Annotated in this window: 25 protein-coding genes and 2 pseudogenes; 12 read left to right on the top strand and 15 right to left on the bottom strand. The window is 37.7% G+C overall.

Translation table 11 applies throughout. The annotated features are described in order from the left end of the window. Positions 1-91 precede the first annotated feature (91 nt). Positions 92-595 (top strand): DUF4112 domain-containing protein, encoded by a 504-nt coding sequence (locus VB713_RS09280; protein WP_323311272.1) that lies wholly within the window; start codon positions 92-94, stop codon positions 593-595. 19 nt (positions 596-614) lie between these two features. Then, on the top strand, positions 615-1,550 hold the full coding sequence (locus tag VB713_RS09275) for an alpha/beta hydrolase (RefSeq protein ID WP_323311269.1): 936 nt from the start codon (positions 615-617) through the stop codon (positions 1,548-1,550). A 697-nt stretch (positions 1,551-2,247) separates the two neighbouring features. Here the strand turns inward: VB713_RS09275 and VB713_RS09270 are convergent. The 3 genes from VB713_RS09270 to VB713_RS09260 all read right to left on the bottom strand — a co-directional run bounded on the left by VB713_RS09270 (position 2,248) and on the right by VB713_RS09260 (position 5,497). Beyond that, positions 2,248-2,601 carry a hypothetical protein gene (locus tag VB713_RS09270; protein ID WP_323311268.1) on the bottom strand — a complete coding sequence of 118 codons (354 nt, stop codon included), beginning with the start codon at positions 2,599-2,601 and terminating at the stop codon, positions 2,248-2,250. A gap of 345 nt (positions 2,602-2,946) precedes the next feature. Further along, on the bottom strand, positions 2,947-4,008 hold the full coding sequence (locus tag VB713_RS09265; RefSeq protein WP_323311267.1) for a D-alanine--D-alanine ligase family protein: 1,062 nt from the start codon (positions 4,006-4,008) through the stop codon (positions 2,947-2,949). Between the two features lie 130 nt (positions 4,009-4,138). Then, complete coding sequence (locus VB713_RS09260) at positions 4,139-5,497, bottom strand: NAD(P)/FAD-dependent oxidoreductase (RefSeq protein WP_323311266.1); 1,359 nt, start codon at positions 5,495-5,497, stop codon at positions 4,139-4,141. Positions 5,498-6,230: 733 nt separating this feature from the next. On the opposite strand from VB713_RS09260, the gene VB713_RS09255 reads away from it, so the two are divergent. Both VB713_RS09255 and VB713_RS09250 read left to right on the top strand, forming a co-directional pair. Continuing rightward, positions 6,231-6,461, top strand: coding sequence for a DUF433 domain-containing protein (locus tag VB713_RS09255; protein ID WP_323311265.1), 231 nt, complete (start codon positions 6,231-6,233; stop codon positions 6,459-6,461). Further along, positions 6,458-6,790, top strand: coding sequence for a DUF5615 family PIN-like protein (locus tag VB713_RS09250; protein ID WP_323311264.1), 333 nt, complete (start codon positions 6,458-6,460; stop codon positions 6,788-6,790). Before VB713_RS09255 ends, VB713_RS09250 begins: the two co-directional genes overlap by 4 nt. Positions 6,791-6,895: 105 nt before the next feature. On the opposite strand, the gene VB713_RS09245 is transcribed toward VB713_RS09250, so the two are convergent. Further along, entirely contained in the window at positions 6,896-7,264 is a 369-nt protein-coding gene (locus tag VB713_RS09245; RefSeq protein ID WP_323311263.1) for an SET domain-containing protein, read from the bottom strand. A gap of 197 nt (positions 7,265-7,461) precedes the next feature. On the opposite strand from VB713_RS09245, the gene VB713_RS09240 reads away from it, so the two are divergent. Then, complete coding sequence (locus tag VB713_RS09240) at positions 7,462-7,935, top strand: hydrogenase maturation protease (RefSeq protein ID WP_323311262.1); 474 nt, start codon at positions 7,462-7,464, stop codon at positions 7,933-7,935. A 27-nt stretch (positions 7,936-7,962) separates the two neighbouring features. On the opposite strand, the gene VB713_RS09235 is transcribed toward VB713_RS09240, so the two are convergent. The 3 genes from VB713_RS09235 to VB713_RS09225 are packed head-to-tail and all read right to left on the bottom strand — an operon-like array spanning position 7,963 to position 10,094. Continuing rightward, entirely contained in the window at positions 7,963-8,337 is a 375-nt protein-coding gene (locus VB713_RS09235; protein ID WP_323311261.1) for a hypothetical protein, read from the bottom strand. Positions 8,338-8,356: 19 nt separating this feature from the next. Further along, positions 8,357-9,643 (bottom strand): SagB/ThcOx family dehydrogenase, encoded by a 1,287-nt coding sequence (locus VB713_RS09230; RefSeq protein ID WP_323311260.1) that lies wholly within the window; start codon positions 9,641-9,643, stop codon positions 8,357-8,359. Beyond that, positions 9,630-10,094, bottom strand: a complete 465-nt coding sequence (locus VB713_RS09225; protein ID WP_323311259.1) for an ankyrin repeat domain-containing protein — start codon at positions 10,092-10,094, stop codon at positions 9,630-9,632. The genes VB713_RS09230 and VB713_RS09225 overlap by 14 nt, the downstream gene beginning before the upstream one ends. A 1,101-nt stretch (positions 10,095-11,195) precedes the next feature. On the opposite strand from VB713_RS09225, the gene VB713_RS09220 reads away from it, so the two are divergent. Both VB713_RS09220 and VB713_RS09215 read left to right on the top strand, forming a co-directional pair. Next, positions 11,196-11,405, top strand: a complete 210-nt coding sequence (locus tag VB713_RS09220) for a molybdopterin-binding protein (protein WP_323311258.1) — start codon at positions 11,196-11,198, stop codon at positions 11,403-11,405. Positions 11,406-11,612: 207 nt separating this feature from the next. Next, complete coding sequence (locus VB713_RS09215; protein ID WP_323311257.1) at positions 11,613-12,191, top strand: Uma2 family endonuclease; 579 nt, start codon at positions 11,613-11,615, stop codon at positions 12,189-12,191. Between the two features lie 84 nt (positions 12,192-12,275). Here VB713_RS09215 and VB713_RS09210 read toward each other — a convergent pair whose 3' ends face one another. The 3 genes from VB713_RS09210 to VB713_RS09200 form a co-directional block, all read right to left on the bottom strand. Then, positions 12,276-13,475 carry a 4-hydroxy-3-methylbut-2-enyl diphosphate reductase gene (locus tag VB713_RS09210; protein ID WP_323311271.1) on the bottom strand — a complete coding sequence of 400 codons (1,200 nt, stop codon included), beginning with the start codon at positions 13,473-13,475 and terminating at the stop codon, positions 12,276-12,278. Between the two features lie 82 nt (positions 13,476-13,557). Then, positions 13,558-14,427, bottom strand: coding sequence for an SGNH/GDSL hydrolase family protein (locus VB713_RS09205; protein WP_416242424.1), 870 nt, complete (start codon positions 14,425-14,427; stop codon positions 13,558-13,560). Between the two features lie 292 nt (positions 14,428-14,719). Beyond that, complete coding sequence (locus VB713_RS09200) at positions 14,720-16,084, bottom strand: ammonium transporter (RefSeq protein WP_416242422.1); 1,365 nt, start codon at positions 16,082-16,084, stop codon at positions 14,720-14,722. Positions 16,085-16,266: 182 nt separating this feature from the next. Here VB713_RS09200 and VB713_RS09195 point away from each other — a divergent pair. Then, a pseudogene (locus tag VB713_RS09195) lies at positions 16,267-16,371 on the top strand (four helix bundle protein); the annotation flags it as partial. Between the two features lie 75 nt (positions 16,372-16,446). Here VB713_RS09195 and VB713_RS09190 read toward each other — a convergent pair. The 4 genes and pseudogenes from VB713_RS09190 to VB713_RS09175 all read right to left on the bottom strand — a co-directional run. Then, complete coding sequence (locus tag VB713_RS09190) at positions 16,447-18,675, bottom strand: CHASE2 domain-containing serine/threonine-protein kinase (protein ID WP_323311255.1); 2,229 nt, start codon at positions 18,673-18,675, stop codon at positions 16,447-16,449. Positions 18,676-18,788: 113 nt separating this feature from the next. Then, positions 18,789-19,067: a hypothetical protein gene (locus VB713_RS09185; RefSeq protein WP_323311254.1), complete on the bottom strand. Its 279-nt coding sequence runs from the start codon at positions 19,065-19,067 to the stop codon at positions 18,789-18,791. A 486-nt stretch (positions 19,068-19,553) separates the two neighbouring features. Then, entirely contained in the window at positions 19,554-20,198 is a 645-nt protein-coding gene (locus VB713_RS09180) for a signal transduction histidine kinase LytS (RefSeq protein WP_323311253.1), read from the bottom strand. Positions 20,199-20,413: 215 nt separating this feature from the next. After that, positions 20,414-20,560 (bottom strand): annotated as a pseudogene (locus VB713_RS09175) (mechanosensitive ion channel family protein); the annotation flags it as partial. 94 nt (positions 20,561-20,654) lie between these two features. Here VB713_RS09175 and VB713_RS09170 point away from each other — a divergent pair. The 3 genes from VB713_RS09170 to VB713_RS09160 are packed head-to-tail and all read left to right on the top strand — an operon-like array spanning position 20,655 to position 23,636. After that, a complete protein-coding gene (locus VB713_RS09170; RefSeq protein ID WP_323311252.1) occupies positions 20,655-22,196 on the top strand; it encodes an FAD-dependent oxidoreductase in 1,542 nt (513 codons plus the stop codon). A gap of 14 nt (positions 22,197-22,210) precedes the next feature. After that, positions 22,211-22,915 carry an actin-binding WH2 domain-containing protein gene (locus VB713_RS09165; RefSeq protein WP_323311251.1) on the top strand — a complete coding sequence of 235 codons (705 nt, stop codon included), beginning with the start codon at positions 22,211-22,213 and terminating at the stop codon, positions 22,913-22,915. 19 nt (positions 22,916-22,934) lie between these two features. After that, on the top strand, positions 22,935-23,636 hold the full coding sequence (locus VB713_RS09160) for an actin-binding WH2 domain-containing protein (RefSeq protein WP_323311250.1): 702 nt from the start codon (positions 22,935-22,937) through the stop codon (positions 23,634-23,636). Between the two features lie 7 nt (positions 23,637-23,643). Here the strand turns inward: VB713_RS09160 and VB713_RS09155 are convergent, their stop codons facing one another. Beyond that, a complete protein-coding gene (locus VB713_RS09155; protein WP_323311249.1) occupies positions 23,644-24,594 on the bottom strand; it encodes a putative 2-dehydropantoate 2-reductase in 951 nt (316 codons plus the stop codon). 120 nt (positions 24,595-24,714) lie between these two features. On the opposite strand from VB713_RS09155, the gene VB713_RS09150 reads away from it, so the two are divergent. Further along, positions 24,715-25,116 carry a fasciclin domain-containing protein gene (locus VB713_RS09150; RefSeq protein WP_323311248.1) on the top strand — a complete coding sequence of 134 codons (402 nt, stop codon included), beginning with the start codon at positions 24,715-24,717 and terminating at the stop codon, positions 25,114-25,116. Positions 25,117-25,430: the final 314 nt, after the last annotated feature.

Raw genomic sequence — 25,430 nt, 5'->3', positions numbered from 1 at the left:
ACCAATTACCAATCACCAATTACCAATTACCAATCACCAATTACCAATCACCAATTACCAATTACCAATCACCAATTATCAATTATCAAAAATGTCTAATTCTCCTAATCGCTTTTCCATTGAACCTGATGGATATGCACCTAGATTAAAGCGTATACGTCAAATTAGTAGACTCTTAGATAATGCTATTACAATTCCTGGAACTCAGGTTGGGATTGGGTTAGATCCAATTCTCGGATTAATCCCTGTTGGCGGAGATGTTTTGGGATTGATAGTTTCTATCTACATTATCATTGAATCAGCGCAGATGGGTGTGCCTAGAGCTACCTTGATCCGAATGGTTGCGAATATCATCATTGATGCTTTAGTAGGTGCTATCCCCATGTTGGGAGACTTATTTGATTTTGCCTGGAAAGCAAATATTTATAACATCAAGTTATTAGAGGATTACTTACAAACTCCTGGTGAAAAAAAGAAAGTTGACCAGGTGTTTATTATTACCCTTTTTGCTGGATTATTTTTACTTGCCATTGTCTTAATAGCATTACCCGTGATATTAATAAGAATGCTATGGAATGCCTTAACTGGCAGTTAAATTAATTATTAATTACACAATGCAAGACTGGTGGCAAGTTAACTTTCCCAAAGGGCGGCAAAGTCTGATTATTCCTGATGGTAATGGCTATACTGCACAAATCGCTTATGGCGAAAAAGGTACAGGTAAGCCGTTAATTTTATTACATGGTCTGGGCAGTTGGAGTTATAATTGGCGACATAGTATCAAGCCATTATCTAAAAATTTTCGGGTAATTTGTTTTGATGCTAAAGGTTATGGTTTTTCCGAAAAAAATCTGTTTCGCCGAGAAAAAACTGGTCATCAAGTAATTGAATTAGAAAGAATTATTCAGGCTTTATGCGATGAACCACCTGTCATCGTAGCAGAATCTTTAGGTGCATTAGTTGCTTTAGCATTAGCTGCAAAAAATCCCCTATTAATTGGGCGTTTGGTAGTTATTAACGCACCTATTTTTGTTGAACAGTTACCCCATTGGGCTATGGGATTACTTGCCCAAACACCGCTGGAAATCATACACACAATTGATTTTTTACGTCTAGCATATTGGTTTGCACCTATAGTTAGAGAGGTAATGGGTATAGAAAGACGTAAAGTGTTATTTGATCCTTCTATTCTCACAGAAGAAGATGTTTATTGGATAACTTATCCGTTTATTGAAATTCCGGGAACTTTGGTAAAGGTAGCTGAAGAATTGCAAATAGCAGTACAAGAAATTGAAAATTTCCAAACTGGAAAGCCAAATATGCTCAGTGAGATTCAAAGTAATCTTAGCAATATTGAATGTCCTACACTAATTTTATGGGGTGATCAAGATAGTTGGTTTCCTCTGAGTCATGGGGAGAAATTACATCAACATATCCCTAATTCGCGCTTTCAAATTCTGTATAACTGCTATCATGATGCCTCAACTGGTGCTTCTCAGGTAGTGAATTCAGAGATTATTAAATTTTTGCAGGATACAGATTTTTGTTAGAGGATGTTTGTAAAGTATCAGAATTGATCGAGATCCCCCCAACCCCCCTTAAAAAAGGGGGGCAAAATTTCTCAAAGTCCCCATTTTTAAGGGGGATTTAGGGGGATCTACAAGTGTTAGATACCACACGAAAAAGTTTACAAACATCCTCTTAGAGGATGTTTGTAAAGTGGGTTACGCTGTAGCGAAACAACCCTACATATTTTTGATGTTTAATTAAGTTGATCCTAATTATCCATAAAAGAAGAGTGGGAGAAGGCATACCAATCGCCTTTAATCTCCCACTCTGCATTTGCTGCTGGAGCGTTCAGGAATATGTATAGACGCTGCCCGTTATTTAGGGGGGCTAAATTGTACGTCAACGACAGCGCCTGTATGCTGTGAATATTCCTTTGCAGCAAATGTTAAACTTGATTATTATTTTTTTGCTGAACTCATAGCTCAGAAAAATGTAAGTAGATTGCTTTTTATCCCTAAGGAAGACTTTCTAAAAAAGCCTTTGTAAGCTTCATTTCTTAATAGTAGTCGCCCCTGATAACAACACCCTTTAAGTCGTTTATCTTTTATTAATTTAACTGGGTTCTTTACAGATTGGTTGCCAAGTTGGCACTTTTATCGGTTATTAATTTGAGAGGATGTTGTCCGAGTATTCTGATTATTCTCAAAACCTTACACCCTATACTTTTCTTCAAACCCGTTATGGAAGTTTGAATAAGCGGAAGATTACCCAGCAACCAGCAGCACAAGTCAGTGCGATCGCAATTATTAACCATGAAGGTGTAGCATTACTGGTATCAGTGAATTTGGTGATTAGTTCTGCACTGACTACCTTTGAGGGTTTTTCTGCTTCCTTTTTTGGCACATCCCCAATGTAATTTAGTTCATAATAACCAAAAGTTCCGACTCCTACAGAAATTCCAAACAACCCTACAAACAAAAGCCAAGAATGTTTTACCAACAGGTTTTTAGCTGGAGGTGTATGTTTTGATGCTTCTAGACTAGTTTCTGTTGATTGGTTTGGCTTTTGCTTTACATTGTCACTACTGTCCATAATTCATATCACGCTTATATGCTCTAGTAGATTATTGTACTAGAAGACATAAGTGTTAAATTAATTCGTAATTCGTAATTCAGTTTGGTATTAGAGGATGTTTTAAAAGTGATGACTGATGTATTAAAAACTTTAGACCCTCCTAAATCTTCCTTTTTAAGGAGGACTTTGAGTAAGTTATTCCTCTCTTAAAAAGAGGGTTTAATGAGGATTTCGATACAGACATAGACTTTTCAAATACCCTCTTAGATATCGACTGAATTTAAATATGCGTTTTCCAAAACCCTTGTAGAGACATTCCTGATGTAGGGATTCTCGTCTCTACAATTCTTTTTCACCAGATGTTTATTTAGTATGGGAATGTCTTTCAATAGCTAATTGAATTAATTCGTCTACTAATTGGGGAAAAGAAATACCAGTATTGGCCCAAAGTTGAGGATACATACTTGTGGCTGTGAATCCTGGTAAAGTATTAATTTCGTTAATTAAAATTTCTCCGGTAGCTTCGATATAGAAAAAGTCTACCCGTGCTAAACCAGCAGCGTCAACAGCTAAAAAGGCTTTTAATGCCATTTCTTGAATTTGCTGAACTACTAACTCTGACAGATGTGCGGGAATAAATAAATCGGCTTTACCTTGGGTATATTTAGTTTCGTAATCGTAAAAATCACTATCAAACGTAATCTCACCAATAACAGATGCTTTGGGGTTATCGTTACCTAAAACGGCACATTCTACTTCTCTAGCGACAACACCGGCTTCGACAATGATGCGTCTATCATAGGTTGCGGCATTATCTAAAGCTGATTCTAACTCTTGGCGCGATCGCACTTTGGCAATTCCCACCGAGGAACCCAGATTAGCTGGTTTAACGAAACAGGGATAGCCTAAAGTTAGTTCAATTTCATCACATAATTTGGGAAAAATACAAGGATTTGACCAAATTTGCGCCCTAGTTATCGCTTTATATTTTACCTGGGGTAGTCCAGCTTGAGCAAAAGCGGTTTTCATACCGATTTTATCCATTCCCGTAGCCGAACCTAACACTCCAGAACCCACAAAAGGGACTTGCATTAAAGTGAGTAAACCTTGAATTGTCCCATCTTCACCATTGGGGCCATGGAGAATAGGAAACCACAAATTAATTTCTGCTGTTTGCGGTGGAAACTCCCATAAATTAGGGGTTACGGCTAGATTTTCTCTAGCCACACCAGATGATAAAACTTGCTGTGCAACTTCCCCAGCTTGCCAAAAACCATCTTTTTGGATGTAGAAAGGCACAATTTCGTACTTATGACTATTTTCCTCTGCACTTAAAGCATTAGCGATCGCACGTGCAGAAATTATTGAAACTTCATGTTCTCCAGAACGTCCACCAAACAGCAACCCCACCCGCAGCTTAGACATCTTCTGTACCTCGACACTATCTAAAGCAGATAGCGTACCACAGGGAATGCAATCTTAACCGATGAGATTTTCAAGAAATATATAGCAGGAGTCAGGAGTCAGGAGTTCGGAGTACAACTGGCCAAAAATCTTACAGCTTGACTGGCTGCTTTTTTTCTGTAGTTTGAGAATGACTGCTATTGTTAACAGGTGCTACTTCTAAAAAGGACTCTTTACCTGTAATCAATCTAGAGCGACGATTACGAGTAATATAATTCCATGCCCACTGGAATACTACTACTAATTTAGTGTCAAACTCAATTAAGAAGTAGATGTGAATTATTAGCCAAAATACCCAAGCTAGGAAACCGGTCAGTTTGATGAAGCCTAAATCTACAACAGCTAAATTTTGCCCAATCATCGCCAAACTACCTACGTCGGTATAATGAAATTGTGGCAAAGTATGACCGTGAAGCCGTAGTTGAATCAGTCCGCCTACATATTCTCCTTGTTGTTTAGCTACGGGTGCTACACCAGGTAAGGGTTTACCATTTTGATGGGAGAAGTTGGCTAAATCTCCAATTACAAAAATGTTTTTATAACCCTTGATCGTCAAATCTGGTTCGACAATTACTCTTCCAGAGAAATCGCATTCTACATCTGTTCGTTCTGCGAGGACTTTCCCCAGTGCCGAACCTTGAACACCTGCTGCCCATAATATAGTTTTTGAGGCAATGTCTGTCAATTCATCGTTTTGCTTGAAAGTAACTATGTCATTTTCAATATTTGTCACCCTGGTAAGAGTGTGAATAACCACTCCCAACTTTTGCAAAGATTCTGCTGCTACTTTGGATAACTCTGGCGCAATGTGTGGGAGAATGCGATCGCCCCCTTGCAATAGCAAAATTTTCGCTTCTGAGGTGTTGATGTTGCGGAAATCTTCTTTGAGAGTTTTGTATGCCAACTCTGCGATCGCACCTGCCAATTCTACACCAGTTGGACCACCCCCCACAATCACAAAAGTCAAAAAAGCACGACGTTTTACGGGATCAGTTTCTTGTTCTGCTGCTTCAAATGCCGAAAATATCCGCCGACGCATTTCTATGGCATCTTCTACAGTTTTCAAGCCAGGCGCAGTTTCTTTCCAGCTATCTTTACCAAAATAAGAATGGTTAGCACCTGTGGCGACAACTAATGTATCATACGGTACTATTTGATCACCCAAAATAACTCGTTGCGCTTTTGGATCAATAACACTTACTTCTCCCAGCAATACTTTTGTATTCTTGCTTTTGCTGAATACAGATCGCAATGGTGCAGAAATATCAGCAGGTGATAACGTACCTGTCGCAACTTGATATAAAAGCGGCTGAAATAGGTGAAAATTTCGTTTATCAATGAGAGTAACATCTACCTTTGCATTAGCAAGAGTCTTTGCTGTATACAGTCCACCAAAGCCACCACCAACAATGACAACTTGATGTAATGGCTTTTTCTCAAGTGCTACCATAAGACATATTTCCTTTTGTTAAGATTCCTGTAACGTTTCTTAACAAGAATGTAACAAAATCATAATATATTTTGCCGTTTATTTAGAACACTTGAAAAAATAATGAAAGTAGTCAAAGTTACTAATAAATTAGAACTTGTAACTCAGTTCTAGGATACTTCTAAGATACTATTTTCCTCTGCACTTCCAGAATTAGCGATCGCACCCGCAGAAATTATTGAAACTTCATGTTTCTCCAGAACGTCCACCAAACAGCAACCCCACCCGCAGCTTAAACATCGTCTGTACCTTGACGCTATTTAAAGCAGCGTACCCCAGGGAATGCAATCTTAGGGAACGAAAAATAGGGAAACGTTCAATTCAAGCTATAGCTTTATGTACTATACCTTGGTTTAAATATTATGAATAATTGTAGGTTGGGTTGAGGAACGAAACCCAACGCAAAAAGGGTAAATGTTGGGTTTCCTTGCGTCAACCCAACCTACTTTACTGGTAATAACTGGGAATATTGGCTTGATTTCAAAGAATCTTTAGATATAGAGGAATATGAATTTCCCGAACACTTATCTAATTTAGAAAATGAAGAAACCAAACATAAAAAACTAATTCAAGAACAAGCTGCACGAGATGATTTTTGGGCTAAACGAGATGCAGAAAGATTAAGAAAAGACAATAAATAAAAATTGTAAGTTAGATTAAAATAATAGGTATAAACAACAAACCCTGGTTAAAAATGAGTTATCGCCATATTATTACAATCGAGCCAGATAAACGCGGTGGTAAGCCCTGTATCAGAAGAATGCGAATAACAGTATATGATGTTTTAGGCTGGTTAGCTGCTGGAATGTCTCATGCAGAAATATTAGATGATTTTCCAGAATTGACAGAGGAAGATATCAAAGCTTGTTTAGAGTTTGCTGCTGACAGAGAACATCGCTTAATTGCTGTGGTAGGTGACGCTTGAAACTACTTTTCGACCAAAACCTGAGTCGGAAACTACCTACTCGCATAGCTGACATTTTCCCCAATGCTAGTCATGTTCAGTTTCACAGTCTTACAGAAGCAAATGATAGCAAAATTTGGGAATTTGCCAAAGCTAACAATTTTTGTATTGTTACTCAGGATGTAGACTTTGCAGAAAGAAGTCGTCTTTACGGTTCACCACCAAAGGTGATTTGGCTCAGGTGTGGAAATGCAACTACCAATCAAGTAGAAGCGATTATCCGAACTGGGGCAGAAGTAATTAAAGAATTGATGAGTAATGAAGCTTTAGATTGCCTTGAACTTTACTAAGCAATTGAGTCTTGATACTTCCTTAGTGTTATTGACACTAATTTTTTGTGAGTCGGTTACTAACTCCTGTTTTACTCTCTGAGACTCTGCACCTCTGCGTGAAACTCATTCCACCACATCAAACCAAACAGGCGACAAATCATCAACTTGCCCATTATAATTAACCGTAATTTCCTCACCTGCTCTAATATCTTTATGAGCAATAAATTCAATTACATTTTTAGAAAAATTCTTAATATAAAGCGCATTGGGATGATAGGAATGATTAAAAAGTGACGCAAAGCCCAAAGCTATAGCGCCACTTTCCCCATGCCAACCAAAATAATAATTTAATAAAACCGTTTTGACAATTAATTTAACTTGTTGCTTAGGGATAACAATCACTGCTGCTTTTTCAATTACCTCTCCTTTAGCAAAACTCTTCTGAGCAAATATACCTCTACCTTTAGAGTCTGTATCACGAAGTACTAGCATATACAATTCTGTCTGATGGGTGAAAAATATTGTGTAGGACTAATCACGCCAAACGCAGAGAGAATAAAGATTTTAGTGCATGACTTACGGCTGCTATAGTCACTATAAAGTCAATGATTAGAGATATAGTCAAAATTTCCGTAAATATTAATTTTTGTGCGCCGATATAATTGAAATCATGTTATTATAAATATCCCATGCTAACCATCATTGGTTGTGGAAATCTCAATCGTAATGACGATGCTGTAGGCGTAATCATCGCCCAACGTTTACAGCAATATCTCGCCCAAAACCCTCATCCCAACATCCGCGTTTTTGATTGTGGTACTGCGGGAATGGAAGTGATGTTTCAAGCGAGAGGAAGTGAAAAATTAATTATTTTGGATGCCAGTTGCACAGGTTCCGAACCAGGTGCTATATTTAAAGTCCCAGGTAAAGAACTAGAAGCGCTGCCAGAACCTAGTTACAACCTGCATGATTTTCGTTGGGATCATGCTTTAGCAGCCGGGAGAAAAATCTTTGTAGATGATTTTCCTCAACAGGTGACAGTTTATTTAATTGAAGCCGCTAACCTTGATTTAGGCTTAGAATTAAGTCCAGTTGTCCAACATTCAGCCGATTTAGTTTTTGCAGAACTAATCACAATTTTCAGCCAGAATGTTATGGCTTAATTAATAGTCCAAAATCCCAAATTTAGCTTATGCCCAATCACGATAAACTGATAATTCATCTACCCTCATTTCAAATGGTATGCCATTAGTTTCAGGGGGACATACGCGAATTTTAGCACTGCTGACAATGCTGTAGAGTAAACTTCCCATTGACACGATTTTTTGCAAAACCCGCCAGTTAGTAACTTGATCAGGGCATTCGATTACTAATGTTAAAGCACTAGCGTGAGTTGTCACATACCAACGACAATCGGACAATAGACCTTGAATAGTGCGATCGCACCCGTCATAAAAGTACCTACTAATAGAATACTCTAATTGTTGCCGCAAAATAATATCAGCTGATGTTGGCTGCATAGGGTGCTTATCATCAGCATGAGAATCAAATTGTCTTCTAGCCATTTCTCTTGATTTTCCTATTTTATTTACCAATTGCCATTACATAAAGCACATCCTTATTGGTTCCTAGAAACTCTTGGGCTTCATCATCATAAAAAGCACCAATACCACTACAATCTATGCCCCAATAATTGCTAAATAGATACACTCTTTGTCCGATAAAACCAGCTAATTGCATAGCAGTTTGATAGCTGAGATAATCGGATACAAAAAACAAAGTTACAGCGCAATCTTTAGCCAGCGCCTGATTAATACACAAGTAACCTGTATTTTCGCTAAAATCACCCGAATTTATGAGATTCCTACCGTTATATAAACCGGGTGTCATTCCCTCGACACGATGCACCACCGAGTAAATTTCTATTTCCTCAAAATTCTCACTTGGTATTGGTTGTTGAACATCTTGCAAAATTTGCCAATAGATTTGTTGGGAAATAGATTGCTTTTGAAAACGTCGAATAGAACGCCTATTCCAAACGTTCTCAGAAAACCTTTCTCGGTCAAAATTAAATTGAGGATGTTCTAGATGTTGCTGGTGACTAGATTGCCATGATGTTGCTTGATAGGCATCTTCAATGAATTGATTAGCTTGAAAATAGTCAGTACCACAAACAAAAGGAATAGGTAGTCTTAAGCGTCTGACTGGCTTTTCTTGCGTCTCTCCCGATATCACACAACTAGTAATAAACTCCTTATTCTCAAATCCTAAATCGGCATTGAGAGAGAGTTTATCAAAGTCAAAGATTAATTGGATGTTTTTTTCGTGAAGATATGCTGAAGATGCGATAGCGCCTAAATGGTGTCCGCTATCCAAAAAGCAATACCTCATGCTCCTGTCTTGATATTTCCAGCTAGACCTATAATAAACACAACTAACTAAAAAAATGAATCCGTTGATACGTTTATTCGGTATAACATAACTCTCCAACCCATCATCAATTAATTCATAGATCAGTGTTAGACAATTATTCTCAACTTCTAGATGATAGATAGCATCTAGAAATCCCTCAACACCACGCATTTGAATATAAATCTCCGTTGGGTATAACGCGCCTGCTGAGGGATTTACTCGGAGTTTATAAGCGCCATCCTTATAAATCTTCTCAAAAGTAATGGCGCTTGTTAACCTGATAAAAGCATGAATTGGATTATCGAGATTTAATCTCACTCGCCGATAAAATTTTGGATAAACTTTAAAGGTGTGGGGTTGAGTTGAGGCATCCACATAATTGGGATTCATCTGCACTGATAGGTAAGAATGCTTGGTAGCCTCGTGACAGGCTTCCGCAGAAAGCTTACTGTGTGGCATTTTTTAGTAACCTTAAAACTTCTATATTGCTGGCAAAGTCAATTGCTTTATAGTCGTCCAAATTTTGTAGATTCATGTTAGGATTGTGTTGTAATAGCAACCTTACTACTTCTGTCTTTCCAGCCGATGCACCATACATCAGGACAGTTGCACCATTATCATTTTGATTGTTAATATCAATGTTGACTGACAACAGCAAATTGATTAAATCGTAGTGATTGCCAAAACAAGCGAACCATAAAGCATTATTGCGATCATTGTTTCTGGCGTTAATATCTACACCCGCATCTATCAGTTCTCTGACAACTGGGTAGACTCCCTCTCTTGTCGCTTTCATTAAAGCTGTATCACCGTTTTCACCACGCTGATTTAAATCTTCAGCATTGTACTTATTTGCTATTAGCCATTGGCTAGTTTTTGTACTCAATTTTGGCTGATTTGTTTGACTCATAATTATGACTATGAACACAACTAAAAATATGATGGTGAGCAATGCCCACCATATCTAAAAACACTATTTTAATTCTCGCAAACTATTAGTAGCTGACGAACAATTTATAATTTATAGACCGACATATAATGATTTATTAAAAACAATTTATTGAGAATTAATATTTACGCAGTTTCTCTATATTTTTATCTAACTTTCTAGTACCGTGCGGTGTAAGTGAATGAACAATTTTCAAGCCTTGTAATCAATCAAATTTGCGTAGCTTTTAATGGTCATTTTAATTTACGCCGTGTTGTACTAGCTTGGTTTTAGTGTAAGGATTCAGGATACAGAATATTTGATATAGCAGGGAACAGAAGAGAAAAATATTCTTCTTCCTTCTTCCTCCTGATTCCTGAATTCTTAGGTTTTAGTTTAACCAGGAATAAAGTAAGAACATCTTTGATAACTCTGTAATCGCTTGTGGTAGAAATTTAGGTTTACCACCCAATACTGCTCGGTTAAGGCTCAAAAGTTATTATATGGTAGGTTGGGTTGAGGCACGAAACCCAACATTATCAAGGATTTTGTTGGGTTTCACTGTCGCTCAACCCAACCTACATTTCCTTAACCGACAAGTATTGGTTTACCACCAACAATTTAGCATATTTATATATTATCACTTCGATAAATTTAAATCATAAATCATTTATAAATATCCCCATGTTTTCAGCAGAGTTAGACAGGAATTTTATCCCATTCCCCACATATTTGAAATTAAAAATTCATCATAAATTTGAGATTAATTGCTATTAAAAAATATATAAATTATAACTGCGTATAATTTACTATGGAAATAATTAGAGATTCAATACAATTAGAGTCAAAAATTTTAAATCACGTAGCTTTGATTGGCTTAATAAAACTCAACATTTCCAGGACTTTTTAGAGTTGTGCTGTCACTGAATCCAACCTACAATTTTCTAATAATTTTGGATAAAAATAGTTATATGTTGTGTTAGTCTACTCAATAAATTTGTTAAAAAAATATAAAAAATTACCATTAATATATAAAATTTGTTAGCTTGTTCAGTGTAAATAACTAAAAGGAAAATAAAAACAATGGAAATTAGCGCCAGAAATACCTTCAAAGCAACTGTGAAAAAAATTGTTCCTGGTTCAATTAATACAGAAGTAACGTTAGAATTAGCGCCTGGTATAGAAGTAGTATCTGTCATCACTAAATCATCAGCAGAAAAGCTAGGTTTAGTAGAGGGTAAAGAGGCTTATGCTGTGATTAAGTCATCAGATGTACTTATTGCTGTTGACTAAAAAATTCAGCGACTTGTAAAGTGTAGGACAGGTAATACGATTCCTACAGAGCGCTTGTACGCTATCATGTAGTTCACCGCAGGTATCGCTTTTCCGGTATGTAGTTTGTGGAGAGTGATACCTTTAGTAAACTACATGATTGCATGGCACGAAATTTTCAACTTATCCCTGTTGATATAATCAAAACAAACTTGCAAAAATCTTGATATGATAGCTATTCCCCAACAACCCCTAAAAATGACTATTGAGGAATATCTCACCTGGGAACTTAACCAAGATATTCGTTATGAATACATGAATGGCGAAGTTTTTGCTATGACAGGTGGTACAATTCCTCACAATGATATTGCTCTAAATCTTTACAGACCTTTATATTCTCATCTCCGTCTTAGAGGTTGCCGAGTTAATGTATCAGATGTGAAAGTGCAAGTTACTTCTAAAAGCCCATACTTCTATCCTGATCTTATAGTTAGTTGTCACCCTGATGACCTCAACGCCCGTAAATTTATTCAAAATCCCAAATTAATTGTTGAAGTTCTTTCTCCTGGTACAAGTGATAAGGATAGAGGTGAAAAATTCAGATATTATTTAACAATTCCTAGTTTGCAAGAATATATTTTAATTGATTCTGAAAAAATTTCCGTTGAACGTTACTGTCGAGGAGAAGGAAGAATGTGGCTTTACTATCCTTACATTAATGGAGATATTATCACTTTATCAAGTATTGAATTTGAATTTCCGATTGAAATGCTTTATGAAGGGGTTGGATTTGAGACTGAAGAATAAAAATGCAAATGAGATTAGGAGTCAGTAATGCAATTCGTAATTACGAATTACGAATTACGTTGGGGTAGCCTGCCAGAAGTATTATTACACAGTTGCTTTTAATGCAAAAATTTTCTCAATGATATCTTCTACTACTTTATCGGGGGTGGAAGCACCAGAAGTGATGCCTACGACAATATCTCCTGCGGGTAACCAGTTTTCGGTAATCACCAAATCTCCTGTTAGTTGCCGATGTTCAATGGCATTAGTAGATTGAATACGCTCAACACAATCTATGTGATAAGAAGGAATAGTGCGGTCAAAAGCTATTTGTTGCAATTGAGTAGTATTTGATGAATTAAAACCACCTATTACTACCATTAAATCTAGATTTTGTTCTACTAATTCTAACATAGCATCTTGACGTTCTTGGGTAGCATCACAGATGGTATTGAAGTTTTGAAAATGCTGATTTAATTCTGTGGGACTATATTTTTGCATCATGGTTCGCTCAAACATTTTACCAATTTTCTCGGTGTCGTCTTTAAGCATGGTTGTTTGGTTAGCGATACCTACTCGTTCTAAATCTTTGTCGGGATCAAATCCAGGGGAACAAGCTTTAGCAAACTTCGCTAAAAATTCTTCGCGGTTGCCACCATTGAGGATGTAGTCTGTTACATATTCTGCTTCTTGTAAATTTAAGACAATGAGATATTTACCTGCAAAGGAACTAGTAGCGACGGTTTCTTCATGCTTATATTTACCGTGAATGATGGAGGTGTATTCGCCTTTTTTGTGTTTTTCAACTGTATTCCAGACTTTGGAAACCCAAGGACAAGTTGTATCAACAATTTGGCAGCCTTTATCATTTAAAATTTGCATTTCCTGAACGCTGGCACCAAAGGCGGGTAGGATGACTACATCCCCGGTATCAACAACAGAGAAGTCTTTTTTATTAGCTTCCACAGGAATAAATTTGACTTCCATGTCTTGCATTCGTTGATTCACAGAGGGATTGTGAATAATTTCGTTGGTAATCCAGATGCGTTCTGTGGGGAAGTGCTGACGGGTTTCGTAGGCCATGGCTACTGCACGTTCTACACCCCAGCAAAAACCAAATGCCTGTGCTAGTCGGATGGTAACATTGCCTCGTTGGAGGGTGTAATTGCGATCGCGTATTTGTTGAATTAAGTTACTTTGATATTCAGACTGCAACTGGGTAGCGACTTCTGCTTTATGTCCAAACCCTTTACGGTTGTAATTTTCTGAATGTTGGAGGCTGCGTTTAAATGCTTTCGTATCCATTTTGGTTTTGTGGCTAAAATCACTATTTACCATTTTCTCGTGCGAAGACACGATTTAGATAGCTAACTTGATTAAATCCAAATTAAATTCGATCTAAACTTGGTTTGTTCTGCCTTTCCTGAAACTGGGCTGCTAATTCTCTGTTGCTATAAATCTGCAATGCAGTCCGCCAAATTATGTAGCCTTGAGGATTGAGGTGTAAACCATCGGTAGTAAATTCTCGGCGGAGATTACCTTGTTTGTTGGTAAATAGGGGATATAAGTTGAGGTATCGGATACCTTGTTGAGTGGCTATCCCTTGTAGTTCATCATTCAAATTGCGAATGCGACTGTTGGGAATAGCCAGCAGTTTCTCCCGTCCTTCCCAAGTTGCTTCCTCTCCCCCGTGAGGTAAAATTGATTGCGCCACAATTTTCGTTTGGGGGTGCTTTCTACGTAAATAACGGATAATTTGGCGTTGATTGGCTAAAATTTCTTCATCGCTGACCCCACGAATCAGATCATTAATCCCTATCATCACAAAAACTATCTCTGGCTGGGTACGGTCAAATAAATCTAATCTTTTCAATAATCCATCGCTAGTTTCCCCAGATATTCCCTGATTCAGCCAATTTCTATCTTCGGGTAATAAATCAGGTGGAAACCACAAACTCAGAGAATCTCCTGCTAGGACAGTTAATTTCTGGGGTTGTTGTTCTGCTGATGCTTCGGCTTCTTGTTTGAGGACATCTAGCCATTGTCGGTAACTAAGTTTATGGCGAGGGCCTAACTCTGGTGGTAAAGATTGGGTTTGCGGGACGAAGTTAACTTGTTCTGGGGGAGTTGTAGTTGCAAATGCAGTAGTTAGTTTCTGCTGTCGCCAAATCAGCAGGATGACGGCTAACATCAGGATACCGTTGGTGACAAGCAAGAAAAATCCCCAGATCGGAAATGTTTTGGTTGGAGTGGACACAACTAAAAAATTAAAAGTCCTAAATTAAAAATTTAAAAGAATTCTATAGTTAATCTCATGGCGAGTAAATTAAATGTACATCAGTCCGACAAATTTTAGCAATATAAAAAACAGCGGGAGTGAAAGCTGTCCCGCTGTTGCTTGGGTTGTAGTACCGAGTTAAGAGTGCTGAGTTAAGAGTGCTGAGTATCGAGTATCGAGTATCGAGTACTGAGTACCGAGTACCGAGTTTCGAGTTTCGAGTACCGAGTTTCGAGTACCGAGTTTCGAGTGCTGAGTATCGAGTTTTGAGTTAGGGAATGTTGATGCGATCGCCGAATTCGGAGTTATAACCTTCTTCGCCGTGTTCGTTGATATCCAAACCTTGGGTTTCGGTTTCCTCTTGCACACGCAGTCCGATGGTGGCATCAATAAATTTGAGGATCAGCCATGTACCAGCAGCGGCGATGAAATAAGCAATTGCGATCGCTGCTAGTTCTATGAATATTTCTCCGAAATTACCACGCAATAACCCATCTTTCCCACCTGAATTGACTTCTGTAGTGGCAAAAATGGCAGTTAAAATTGCCCCTAAGGTTCCTCCTACTCCATGTACCGGATAGGTATCTAAAGCATCATCCACATTCAGCTTGTGCTTGAAACTCACAGCATAGAAGCAAACGACGGCGGTGAGAAAACCAATTAAAATTGCCGCTAAGGGCGTGACAAATCCTGCTGCTGGGGTGATACCAACTAAACCAGCTACCGCACCTGTAGCTGCACCAACAGCGGTGGGTTTGCCCCGTAGACGTGCTTCTAGAATTAGCCACATTAAAGCACCTGCGGCGGCTGAGGTATTAGTGGCTACAAATGCTACTGTGGCAACGCCACCAGCAGATAAGGCGCTACCAGCATTAAAGCCGAACCAACCAAACCAGAGTAAACCTGCCCCTAGCAATATGAAGGGGACATTGTGGGGAGGACTGAGGCGATCTGGATGGTTTTTGCGGGGGCCAAGGACGATCGCTGCTACAAGCGCAGAAACCCCAGAACTAATATGTACGACTGTACCTCCAGCAAAGTCAAGAGCGCCTATACCACCGTATAAACCCAAAAATCCACCTTTTGCCCAAACCATGTGTGCCAGGGGTGTGTAGATAAAGGTTGACCACAACAGCACAAATAAGCAATAAGCCCGGAAACTCATCCGTTCTGCGATCGCACCGGAGATTAAAGCCGGGGTGATAATTGCAAACATGGCTTGGTAAATCATGAATGCTTGGTGGGGAATTGTCTCCGCATAGGAAACAACATCCTCAGGGGTTGAACCTTGCAAATAACCGGTTGTTTCTAAACCGACTCCACTCAACCCTAACCACTGTAAGCCACCGATGAAGGGTAAACCAGGGGCAAAGGATAGGCTATAACCCCATAGTACCCAGGTGACTCCGACAATCGCCATCAACACGAAACTCATCATTAAGGTGTTGAGGATATTGCGCGATCGCACAAACCCACCATAAAAAAAAGCTAATCCTGGTGTCATCAACAATACCAGCGCTGACGAAATCAGCATAAATGCCGTATCTCCAGTATCAGGAGGTGGAGTTGTTGCTTGGGCTAAAGCATTACCCATCAATGGCACACCTGACAGAAAGAGGGTCAAAACCCCAATCATGAAAAATTTCTTCAGCACTTGTTTTTGTTCCTATGCACCAATTGCTTGACGTTATTTAAGTATTTTCCGTAGTCCTTGATACTATTTCTGTCTTTAAAGTTACTCAACTTTAAGTTTGCGGGAAACCTTAACAAAAAAATAATCCTGATCGTAGCTGTTAATGGCACAAACAATTATTTGCTGATGAGCTTAGACGCGCCTCAGTTTCTATTCCTGCAAATATCACAGAAGGATTTAAGAAAAAAGGAGATTTAGGATATGGTGGTGATATCTCAGAATTAAGGTGATATCTCAGAATTAAACAGAAGAGAAAAATATTCTTCTTCCTTCCTTCTTTCTCCTAACTCCTAACTCCTGACTCCTTAAATAATTACCAATGATTTCAAATCTTTAAGAACAACATCAGCAGATTGATAGCGATCGCTAAAATGATAGCAAACCATCCGATCTAAAATTGCCCCTAATTCAGTGCTGACGGTAGTTGTGTGTTGCCACATAATATTACCCGTTTCTGGATTTGGTTGTAATTCCTGGGGTTGAATACCCGTGATAGCTTGAATAGCAATCATACCCAAAGCGTAAATATCACTAGATAAACGGGGATGACCTGCAAACTGTTCTGGTGGTGAATAACCCCGTGTCCCAATAGCTACCGTTGCTAATTCTGTTTCTCCACCTATTCTGGGTTGAATTAATTTAACCGCACCAAAATCGATTAACACCAGTCGATTATCTGTGGTACATCTCATAATATTTGTCGGTTTAATATCTCGATGAATGACACGACGTTGATGGATAAATACTAAAATATCTAAAATTTCTTTGAGCATATCAACTACAAAAGATTCACTTTTTATACCTTGTTCCGGTGGTAATTCTTCACTTAAAGTGTGGCCAATAATATATTCTTGGACTAAATAAAACTCGTGATTATCTTCAAAATAAGCAAAAAGTTCGGGAATCTGCTGATGTTTGCCCAAAACTGCTAAAATTTCAGCTTCAGTATTAAATAACCTGCGAGCAACTTGTAAAAATCGGGTATCCTGACGGGCAGGCATTAACTGTTTAACTACACAAATAGGATTACCTTGTCTTTGGGTATCTTCTGCTAAATAGGTACGACCGAAACCACCTGAACCTAGAGATTGAGAGATTTTGTAGCGTCCAGCCAAAAGTGCTGCATCGTTTTTGGCTATTGATATATCCGGACAGGTCAGGTAATTAAACTGAGATGGAAATGCTGTTGTTTGATCAAATAATAAACTTAATTGTGCGATCGCTTCTTGTTGTTTTTCTACTTGCAATAAAATCGCCTGATTTTCCTGCTGAATTCGGTAACTCGTGTAAAGCATCATAGTAATACTACTTATAATCACCGCTAATGCAGGTGCAAATAATGGTATCCATACTCCTTGCAAATAAAGACCAGCAGCAACTCCCAACAAACTGAAAAGAATAAAACTTGCCACTAATAATAACAACAAAGGATGTCGCCATTGCCATGCCAAAATAGCACCCAGCAAAGCACAAACCCAAATCCACAACAATTCAGCCCAGTCAGTCCAATAATAAATTAAAGGTCTGCCATCTAAAACTGTACTGAGAATTTGACTAGCTACTTGAGCATGAATAAAAACACGAGCCATTCTTGCAGGTTGGTCTGACAAACTGCTATAAGGCGTATAGTAACCAGGATGCACACTAGTCGCAGTAGTCCCAATAATTACCAAGCGATCTTTTACCCAATTGGGATTGATTTGATTTGCCAGAACTTGTGTGAGAGTAACTTGTTGAACAAAATGATTTGGGTGATGGTAATTTAAAAGAATTTGATAGCCATCTGCATCTGTATTTTGATAACTTCCGGCATTTTGATATAAACGAGGAAATACAGTTTTACCTATTTGAAATTCTTGATTTTGATTAAAAGTATATCCAATTCCTTCTTTTCCTAGATATTTAATCGCTAATAAAACTGGAAAAGAAAACTGCGTTTGACATTTATAATCTGTATTTGTAGATTCAGTAAATAGTAAACTGCGCCGAATAACTTGGTCATTAGCGTTGTCAGTAACCACATCATCAAAACCAATATTCTCCATCGGAAATTTTGGTGGTGGTGGTACTTCTGAACGACCAATGTTACTTAACAAACAAGTACCAATAATATTATCGTACTTTTGTAAATGAGAAACTAAAGTTGTTTGTTCGCTGCGGTAAATATTTAAACCAATTACACGAGGTTGATAAGATTCTAATTTTGTTAATAATTTATCTATAGTTTGGTCTGACAAAGGCCATTTTTCTCTTGTCAGATCATCTTGAGTAATTGTAACTAATAAAATTCGCTGTTCGAGTGGTTTTTGAAGAGGAGATTTCTGTAATTGTGACTTATCTCGCAACATCTGATCATAAATTCTTAACTCACCAGCTTGTAACCATTTTAGTTCCCTCATTACCCATACTGAAGCTGTGACTCCCATGCTAGTCAGGAGAATAATTGACAGCCAATTAGAGGGGGTAAAAGCTGGAAGTGAACCCCTATCTTTGATGATAACTGCACGAAATTTTGCTAAAAGTCCATTAATCACTGTAATACAGCAGTAGCCTGGATGTGGTAGATGATAATATTTGCAATATACAGTAGATTACCGAGCAATGTGAAGTACAGAATCCAAATTCAAAACTAGACACTAAACCATTTTTATTCCTGTTGGGTATTTTGAACCTCTTCAATGGGATTGAGCATTGACAAAGAAATTGGTGTTGATTGAGTTGATGATTCTAATTTAGGTGGTTTTGGTAATAATTCAGCAGTGACATTATCGAAATAAGACCCAACAATCTTATCGTAGTTAGAAGCAACAGCTAAAAACGCTCCGCCTAAAATATATATTGGCAATGGTAGCGATAATTCCTTTACCCAGTCAAAAAATTCCGCCAAAGCAAATAATACAAAAAAACAGGCAAGCCAAACCCTCATCTTTTCTTCCCCTGTATGGAAACAACTCTACTTATAGGTTAGACAGCTTGCATGATACTGGATGTACGCCATAATCACAAATTTTGTGTTAAATCCTGTATCACCTGATGATGAAAAGTGCTGAGTTCCGAGTGCTGAGATGAAAGATCACCCTTTGTGGGCGGGGCTTTTTCTATAGTACAAAAGTAATATAGCGTTTCCTAGTCTAGTGAAGTACAAAATCATCTGCGTACCCTGCGGGAAGCAAGCTATATTTGCGTTCATCTGCGTTTAATTATTACAGCTTGTACCTCACTTGAATGGTAATTGCTATAATATGACGAAGCAGAATTAATTGCTATGGGGTATTTCTGGTAAAATTAGCAATGAGAGTGATATCCTAACAACTTTTTTAGCAAATCCTAATTACACAGTTAATAGGGACGAACATTTGTTCACCCCTAATTAATTATTAGTCAATTATGAAATCAAAACCAATAGTTTAACTTACACGACTGGGTTATCAATGGTTTCTACTCTTGCTTGCTTAGTACTTACACCTGCATAGCTTTCAGTATCCCGATTTCCCATTGTAGTGGGGGGTAAATCAGAATTGTAACGACCATTGGAAATATCATGTATTCTCCATTCCCGAATACCTTGATTACTCAAAATAGAAGCAGCACGTTTAATTTCTTCTTCTGAACCTTCTATAATTACCAGGTATTGCCCTTGGGATACTCTTTCACTATAATCCTTTGCTTGCTCGTCAGGAATACCCAAACCTGTAAGAGTGCCAATTAATCCCCCTGCGGCTGCACCAAGACCAGCACCTGCTAAGGTTGCAGCAATAGTACCAGCTGCTAGAAAAGGCCCCACTCCAGGAATAATTAAAGCTTGTAAACCTACAAGTAAGCCACCAAGACCACCTAAGATTGTGCCTGTTGTCCCACCAATAATAGTACCTTCTTCAGCGTTATTACCACTACCGTCTTCAGATTCTACGACTGGAACACTAAAGTCTGTGTTTTTAGCTAATACAGATACCTTATCCATGGGAAAACTTGAATTTCTTAATTCATACATTGCTGTTTCAGTCTGCTGACGATTAGCAAATGTACCAATAGCACGTTTATGTTCTTGATATGTCATGTTACCTCCTGTAATATTTACCAGCGTGTTTACAGAAAACAAGCCAGTAATTTTATCTGTATTTATCTATTTCCAATTCTCTCTTCTGAATGCTTTATTTTCATCACTCCATAGGTTTATATTTCTATCTATCAAAGGAATTATTTCACTGATAATTCTCTTGGTGAGAATCTAATTTGCTCTCATCGTTTTGCATTTTCATGATTTTGAGCATAGCTGATGCTACGCGATTTAGGAGCTTGAGATTTTCCTGCTGGCCAACCTTCTCTTTGACGGGATCTATCCCCATCTGTTTGGTCATGAAATAAAATTTGCATGGTAGGAAAAGGTAAATCAATTCCGTTTTCTACAGATAGCTTTTTTGTTCTGTGCGAATGATTGCAGTTTCTGTAGTCGTTTGCATACAACGCCAAGACTTAGAATGAAACAATATGCAATCTACCCGAATTAAATTTTATGTCTTTAACTGAAGAGATTCTTTCTCAACTTCCTGGCGATGTTTTAAGCGGTTTACATCGTACTGACCGCATCTTAACATCCCTACGAGCAGACAATGCAACCATACCAAATGTAGTTAAAGAAAACCAGCAACCTTTGGAATCTGTAGATTGGGATGTAATTATCTGCGGTGGAACTTTGGGAATTTTGATTGGTTGTGCTTTAGCTGTGCGGGGTGTGCGTGTAGCGTTGCTAGAGAGAGGTGTTTTAAAAGGGAGGGAACAGGAGTGGAATATTTCGCGCCAGGAGTTGGAAGTGTTTCTAGAACTGGATTTGCTGACTGAGGTGGAATTAGAAAGTGCGATCGCAACTCAATATAACCCAGCACGAGTTAGCTTTCAAGGCGGCACAGAGGTTTGGGTAGAAGATGTCCTCAACATTGGTGTAGATCCTGTTTATTTATTAGAAACCTTAAAAACCCGCTTTCTCGCTGCTGGAGGTAAGTTATTTGAAAATACACCCTTCACTGAAGCAGTAGTTCACCCCAATGGAATAACTGTCAACAACCAATTCACAGCCAGATTATTACTTGACGCAATGGGACATCTTTCACCAATATGTCAACAAGCGCGTCAAGGCAAAAAACCAGATGCACTTTGTTTAGTTGTAGGAAGTTGTGCTGAAGGATTTCCGGAAAATAACTCAGGCGATTTGTTGTTATCTTTCACGGCTTTGCAAAATCAATGCCAATACTTTTGGGAAGCATTTCCTGCTAAAGATGGGAGAACAACTTATTTATTTACTTATATGGATGCAAATCCCCAACGTTTAAGTTTAGAAACTTTGTTTGATGAATATCTCCGCCTTTTACCAGAATATCAAGGCGTGGAAATTAGTCAACTTAATTTTAAACGGGCGTTGTTTGGTTTTTTTCCTAGCTATCGTCAAAGTCCTCTCAAAACTCCTTGGCATCGCATTTTACCAGTGGGAGATAGTAGCGGTAATCAATCACCTTTAAGTTTTGGTGGTTTCGGCGCTATGGTACGTCATTTACAAAGATTAACTTTTGGGATTGAGGAAGCACTAACAACTGATCAATTATCTGTGCAATCTTTGGTAAGATTACAACCATATCAACCGAGTTTAAGTGTAACTTGGTTGTTTCAGCAAGCGATGAGTGTTGGTATAAATCAAAAAATTCCTCCAGAACAAATTAATCAACTACTCTCGACTGTTTTTCAGGAAATGCAACAACTAGGTACACCTGTTCTCAAACCATTTTTACAAGATATAGTCCAGTTCAAAGCCTTAACACAAACTTTGTTAAAAACAGGTTTATCTCATCCTAGGTTAGTTGCCAAAATAATTCCTCAAGTTGGTTTAGATAGTTTACTAAATTGGTTATTACATTATCTTAATTTAGGTGTCTATACTGGTTTATTTTCTATAAATTCAACTCTAGAACCATTAGTTAATACTTTACCAGAAAAACAACAATATTATTGGCATCGTTTAGTTGATGCTTGGAAATTTGGTTCCGGTGGTGATTATTCTGAATAATATCTGAGGATAAAATGATTGAACGCAAATCAGTTAGAGTCAAATACTTTGCAGTTTTGATTGAATTACTCCGAGAACGCCAAGTTTTTTTAGAAGAAATTCGTCAAGGTGTGAGATTACCAAGTAAAATTATTTCTTTGTTAGTTTGTAGTTCCCTTTTTATTGCTATGTATGGGGGAATTATTGGTGCATATCATAGTTGGATGCAAGCCTTATCTTCAGCAGTTAAATTACCAGCACTCTATTTAATCACTTTGCTGATTTGTCTACCGACTTTGTTTTTTGCAAACATCATATTTGGTTCCAAACGCACTTTCGGACAATATTTTGCCTTAGTGTTAACAGCAGTTTCAGTTATTAGTGTCCTCTTATTTAGTTTTGCGCCAATTACGCTGTTTTTTTTAATGACAACAAATAATTACCAATTTTTGATTTTACTGAATGTAATTATTTTCTCATTAACTGGATTTATTGGCATTTCTTTTTTATATAATGCTACTAATCTGGTCTTAGAACAAGAAGATGAAAATAGTCAAACGCGTAAAAAAATTATTCAAGCGTGGTTATTCCTTTATGCTTTTGTCGGTAGTCAGTTAGGTTGGACTCTCAGACCATTTTTTGGTGCGCCAGACTCTGCATTTCAATTATTCCGTGAAAGAGAAGGTAACTTTTATTTGAGTGTCTTGCAATCTCTTGGGTATATTTTGGGAATTCGTTAATTATTCAGGGGCAACTAAAATGACAAATAAACAAACTTACGCGCAAAAATACTTTGGTGTTTTACTCATTTTATTAAGAGACCGCCAGAGTTTTTTAGAAGAAATTAGTCAGGAAATCAGATTAGTAAGTAAAATCAGTTCTCTTTTCGTGACTAGTTCTATCTTTTTCGCCATTTACGGGGCAATTATCGGCGCTTCTCATAGTTGGGCGCAATCATTATCTGGCGCAATTAAACTCCCAGCATTCTATTTATTAACACTGATTATCTGCTTTCCTACATTATTCTTTTTTAACGTTTTATTTGGTTCTCGCAGTAGCTTTCAGCAGCATTTTGTTATCTTACTCACAGCAGTATCAGTAATTAGTGTACTATTATTTAGTTTTGCTCCAATTACGCTATTTTTTATGATTACTGCACCTAATTCATATCAGTTTTTTAAATTATTAAATGTCTTGATTTTTGCAATTACAGGTGTTTTTGGTGTGAAGTTTCTTTATGAAGGAATGCAGTTACTTTCTCAACAAGATGAAGTCGGGCAAAAAACTCGCACTACAATTTTAAAATCATGGTTATTACTGTATGGTTTTGTAGGTGTGCAATTAGGATGGTTTCTCCGTCCCTTTTTTGGTGCGCCAGGTACTAAATTTGAGTTATTTCGGGCAGTGCGAGGTAACTTTTATTTAGACATTGTGAATGCGATATCAGCGATTTTTAAGTAGAATTAGTTTAAGTTAAGACAGAATTTTGTATCCTGGCATTTAAAAACTTCAACTGTTGATATAAACAACGAATTTGCGGTAAATTTACACCTGCTGCTTCTGCTTTATTTAATGAGTTGCCAAAAATTGCTTCTACTTCCAAAGGACGACATTCATCAAAATCAATTTTCATGCTGGTGCGGTAGGGTTTCATTTTCACTGTATAATCAAGCATTGTTTGAATGAAACTGTCGGGAATAATTCTTCCTGTACTTTTTGCACCTGCGACTACTTCAAACATTAATTGTTTAACCAACTGACGGGTGTGAATATCTGACATTAATTCGTCGGTTGTAGCATTGAGAATCACAGATAATCCGTTGTAGGGAATATTCCAAACCAATTTTTTCCAACGTCCTAATAGTAAATCTTCTGCTAGTTCTATTGATATTCCCGCATTTTGAAAATCCTCAGCAATTTCCCGCATTCTGTTTGTAATTCCAGTGGGAAGATAGTTAGATGTATATTCACCAAGAGTAATTTGTCCATAGTCTAGATGATGAATATGTCCTGGACTCACTTTGTTGGAACAAAGAAAACATAAACCACCTAGAACCTGAGTGTTGCTGACAATTTGGGCAATTTCTGCTTCTATCCCAAGTCCATTTTGTAATACTAAGACTACCCCATCATTTTTGACGACAGGTGGTAATATTTGCGGTAACAAGTGGTTTTGGGTTGTTTTTAGCGCTACTACCACCACATCACACCGAGGCATTTTCTCTACGTCGTTGTAGGCGTTGACTTGGGTGAGGATAAAATCACCGTCTTTAGATTCAATAAATAAACCATGTTGCTTGACTTGTAGATAATCACTTTTGAGTAAAAAGTGGACATTATTGCCAGCTTTTTGCAGTTTAGCGCCATAAAAACCGCCTAATGCACCAGTCCCGATAATTGCGTATGTGCGTTTACCCATTTCATCTATAGAGAAATCTTAGGAAAATCATAGAAGGATATTGTAGCAAGATGTGAGTTAATAAAATTTAAATATGATTTACTATTCTTTATAACTTTAGGCAGAGATAAGGTGACATAAATGGCTGATATTGTTGATATTGCAGTTAGTAATGATTCGTTTCAAACTTTGGTGGCAGCTGTGCAAGCGGCTGGTTTAGTGGAAACGTTGAAAAGTCCCGGGCCATTCACTGTCTTTGCACCAACTGATGAGGCATTTGCTAAATTACCCCCAGGCACAATTACAACTTTATTACAAAATATTCCCCAGTTAGCACGGATTTTAACATATCATGTTGTTCCCGGAAAGCTAACTCAAGCTGATTTAAGCAAATTGGGTACGGTGATTTCTGTAGAAGGTTCCCCCATAAAAATTAATTGTGAAGATGGTTTTGAAGTGAAAAATGCCCAGGTTTTAGCAGCAGATATTGATGCAGATAATGGTGTAATTCATGTTATTGATACTGTGATTTTAATGGGTTAATTCAGTTAGGGCTAAAGCTGAATTTCACAATCAATATCTCTTGTGGGCTGCGTCAGACTCCATAATTTGGCAACAATCAACAGATTTTCGGGATCTGATGCACTCTACTAATATTCCGGTTGAGATCAGTCCTGTTGGTAATGGCAGGCATTTTCCAGCATATCTCAATATCTAGTTGAGAATTTTGGTTTGCTTAATTCTTTAAAGAATGTAAAATAATCTACGTGAATACTTACTCCCATGCTACTATTAATTTAGGTAAATAAATAAATGTTAACCTTATAAATAAGTCAATTCTTAATTACCATAATTTG

Origin of the sequence: Anabaena cylindrica UHCC 0172 (assembly GCF_034931625.1) — a bacterium.
Classification (GTDB): Bacteria; Cyanobacteriota; Cyanobacteriia; order Cyanobacteriales; family Nostocaceae; genus Anabaena; species Anabaena cylindrica_A.
This window is presented reverse-complemented; position numbering and strand designations above follow the sequence as displayed.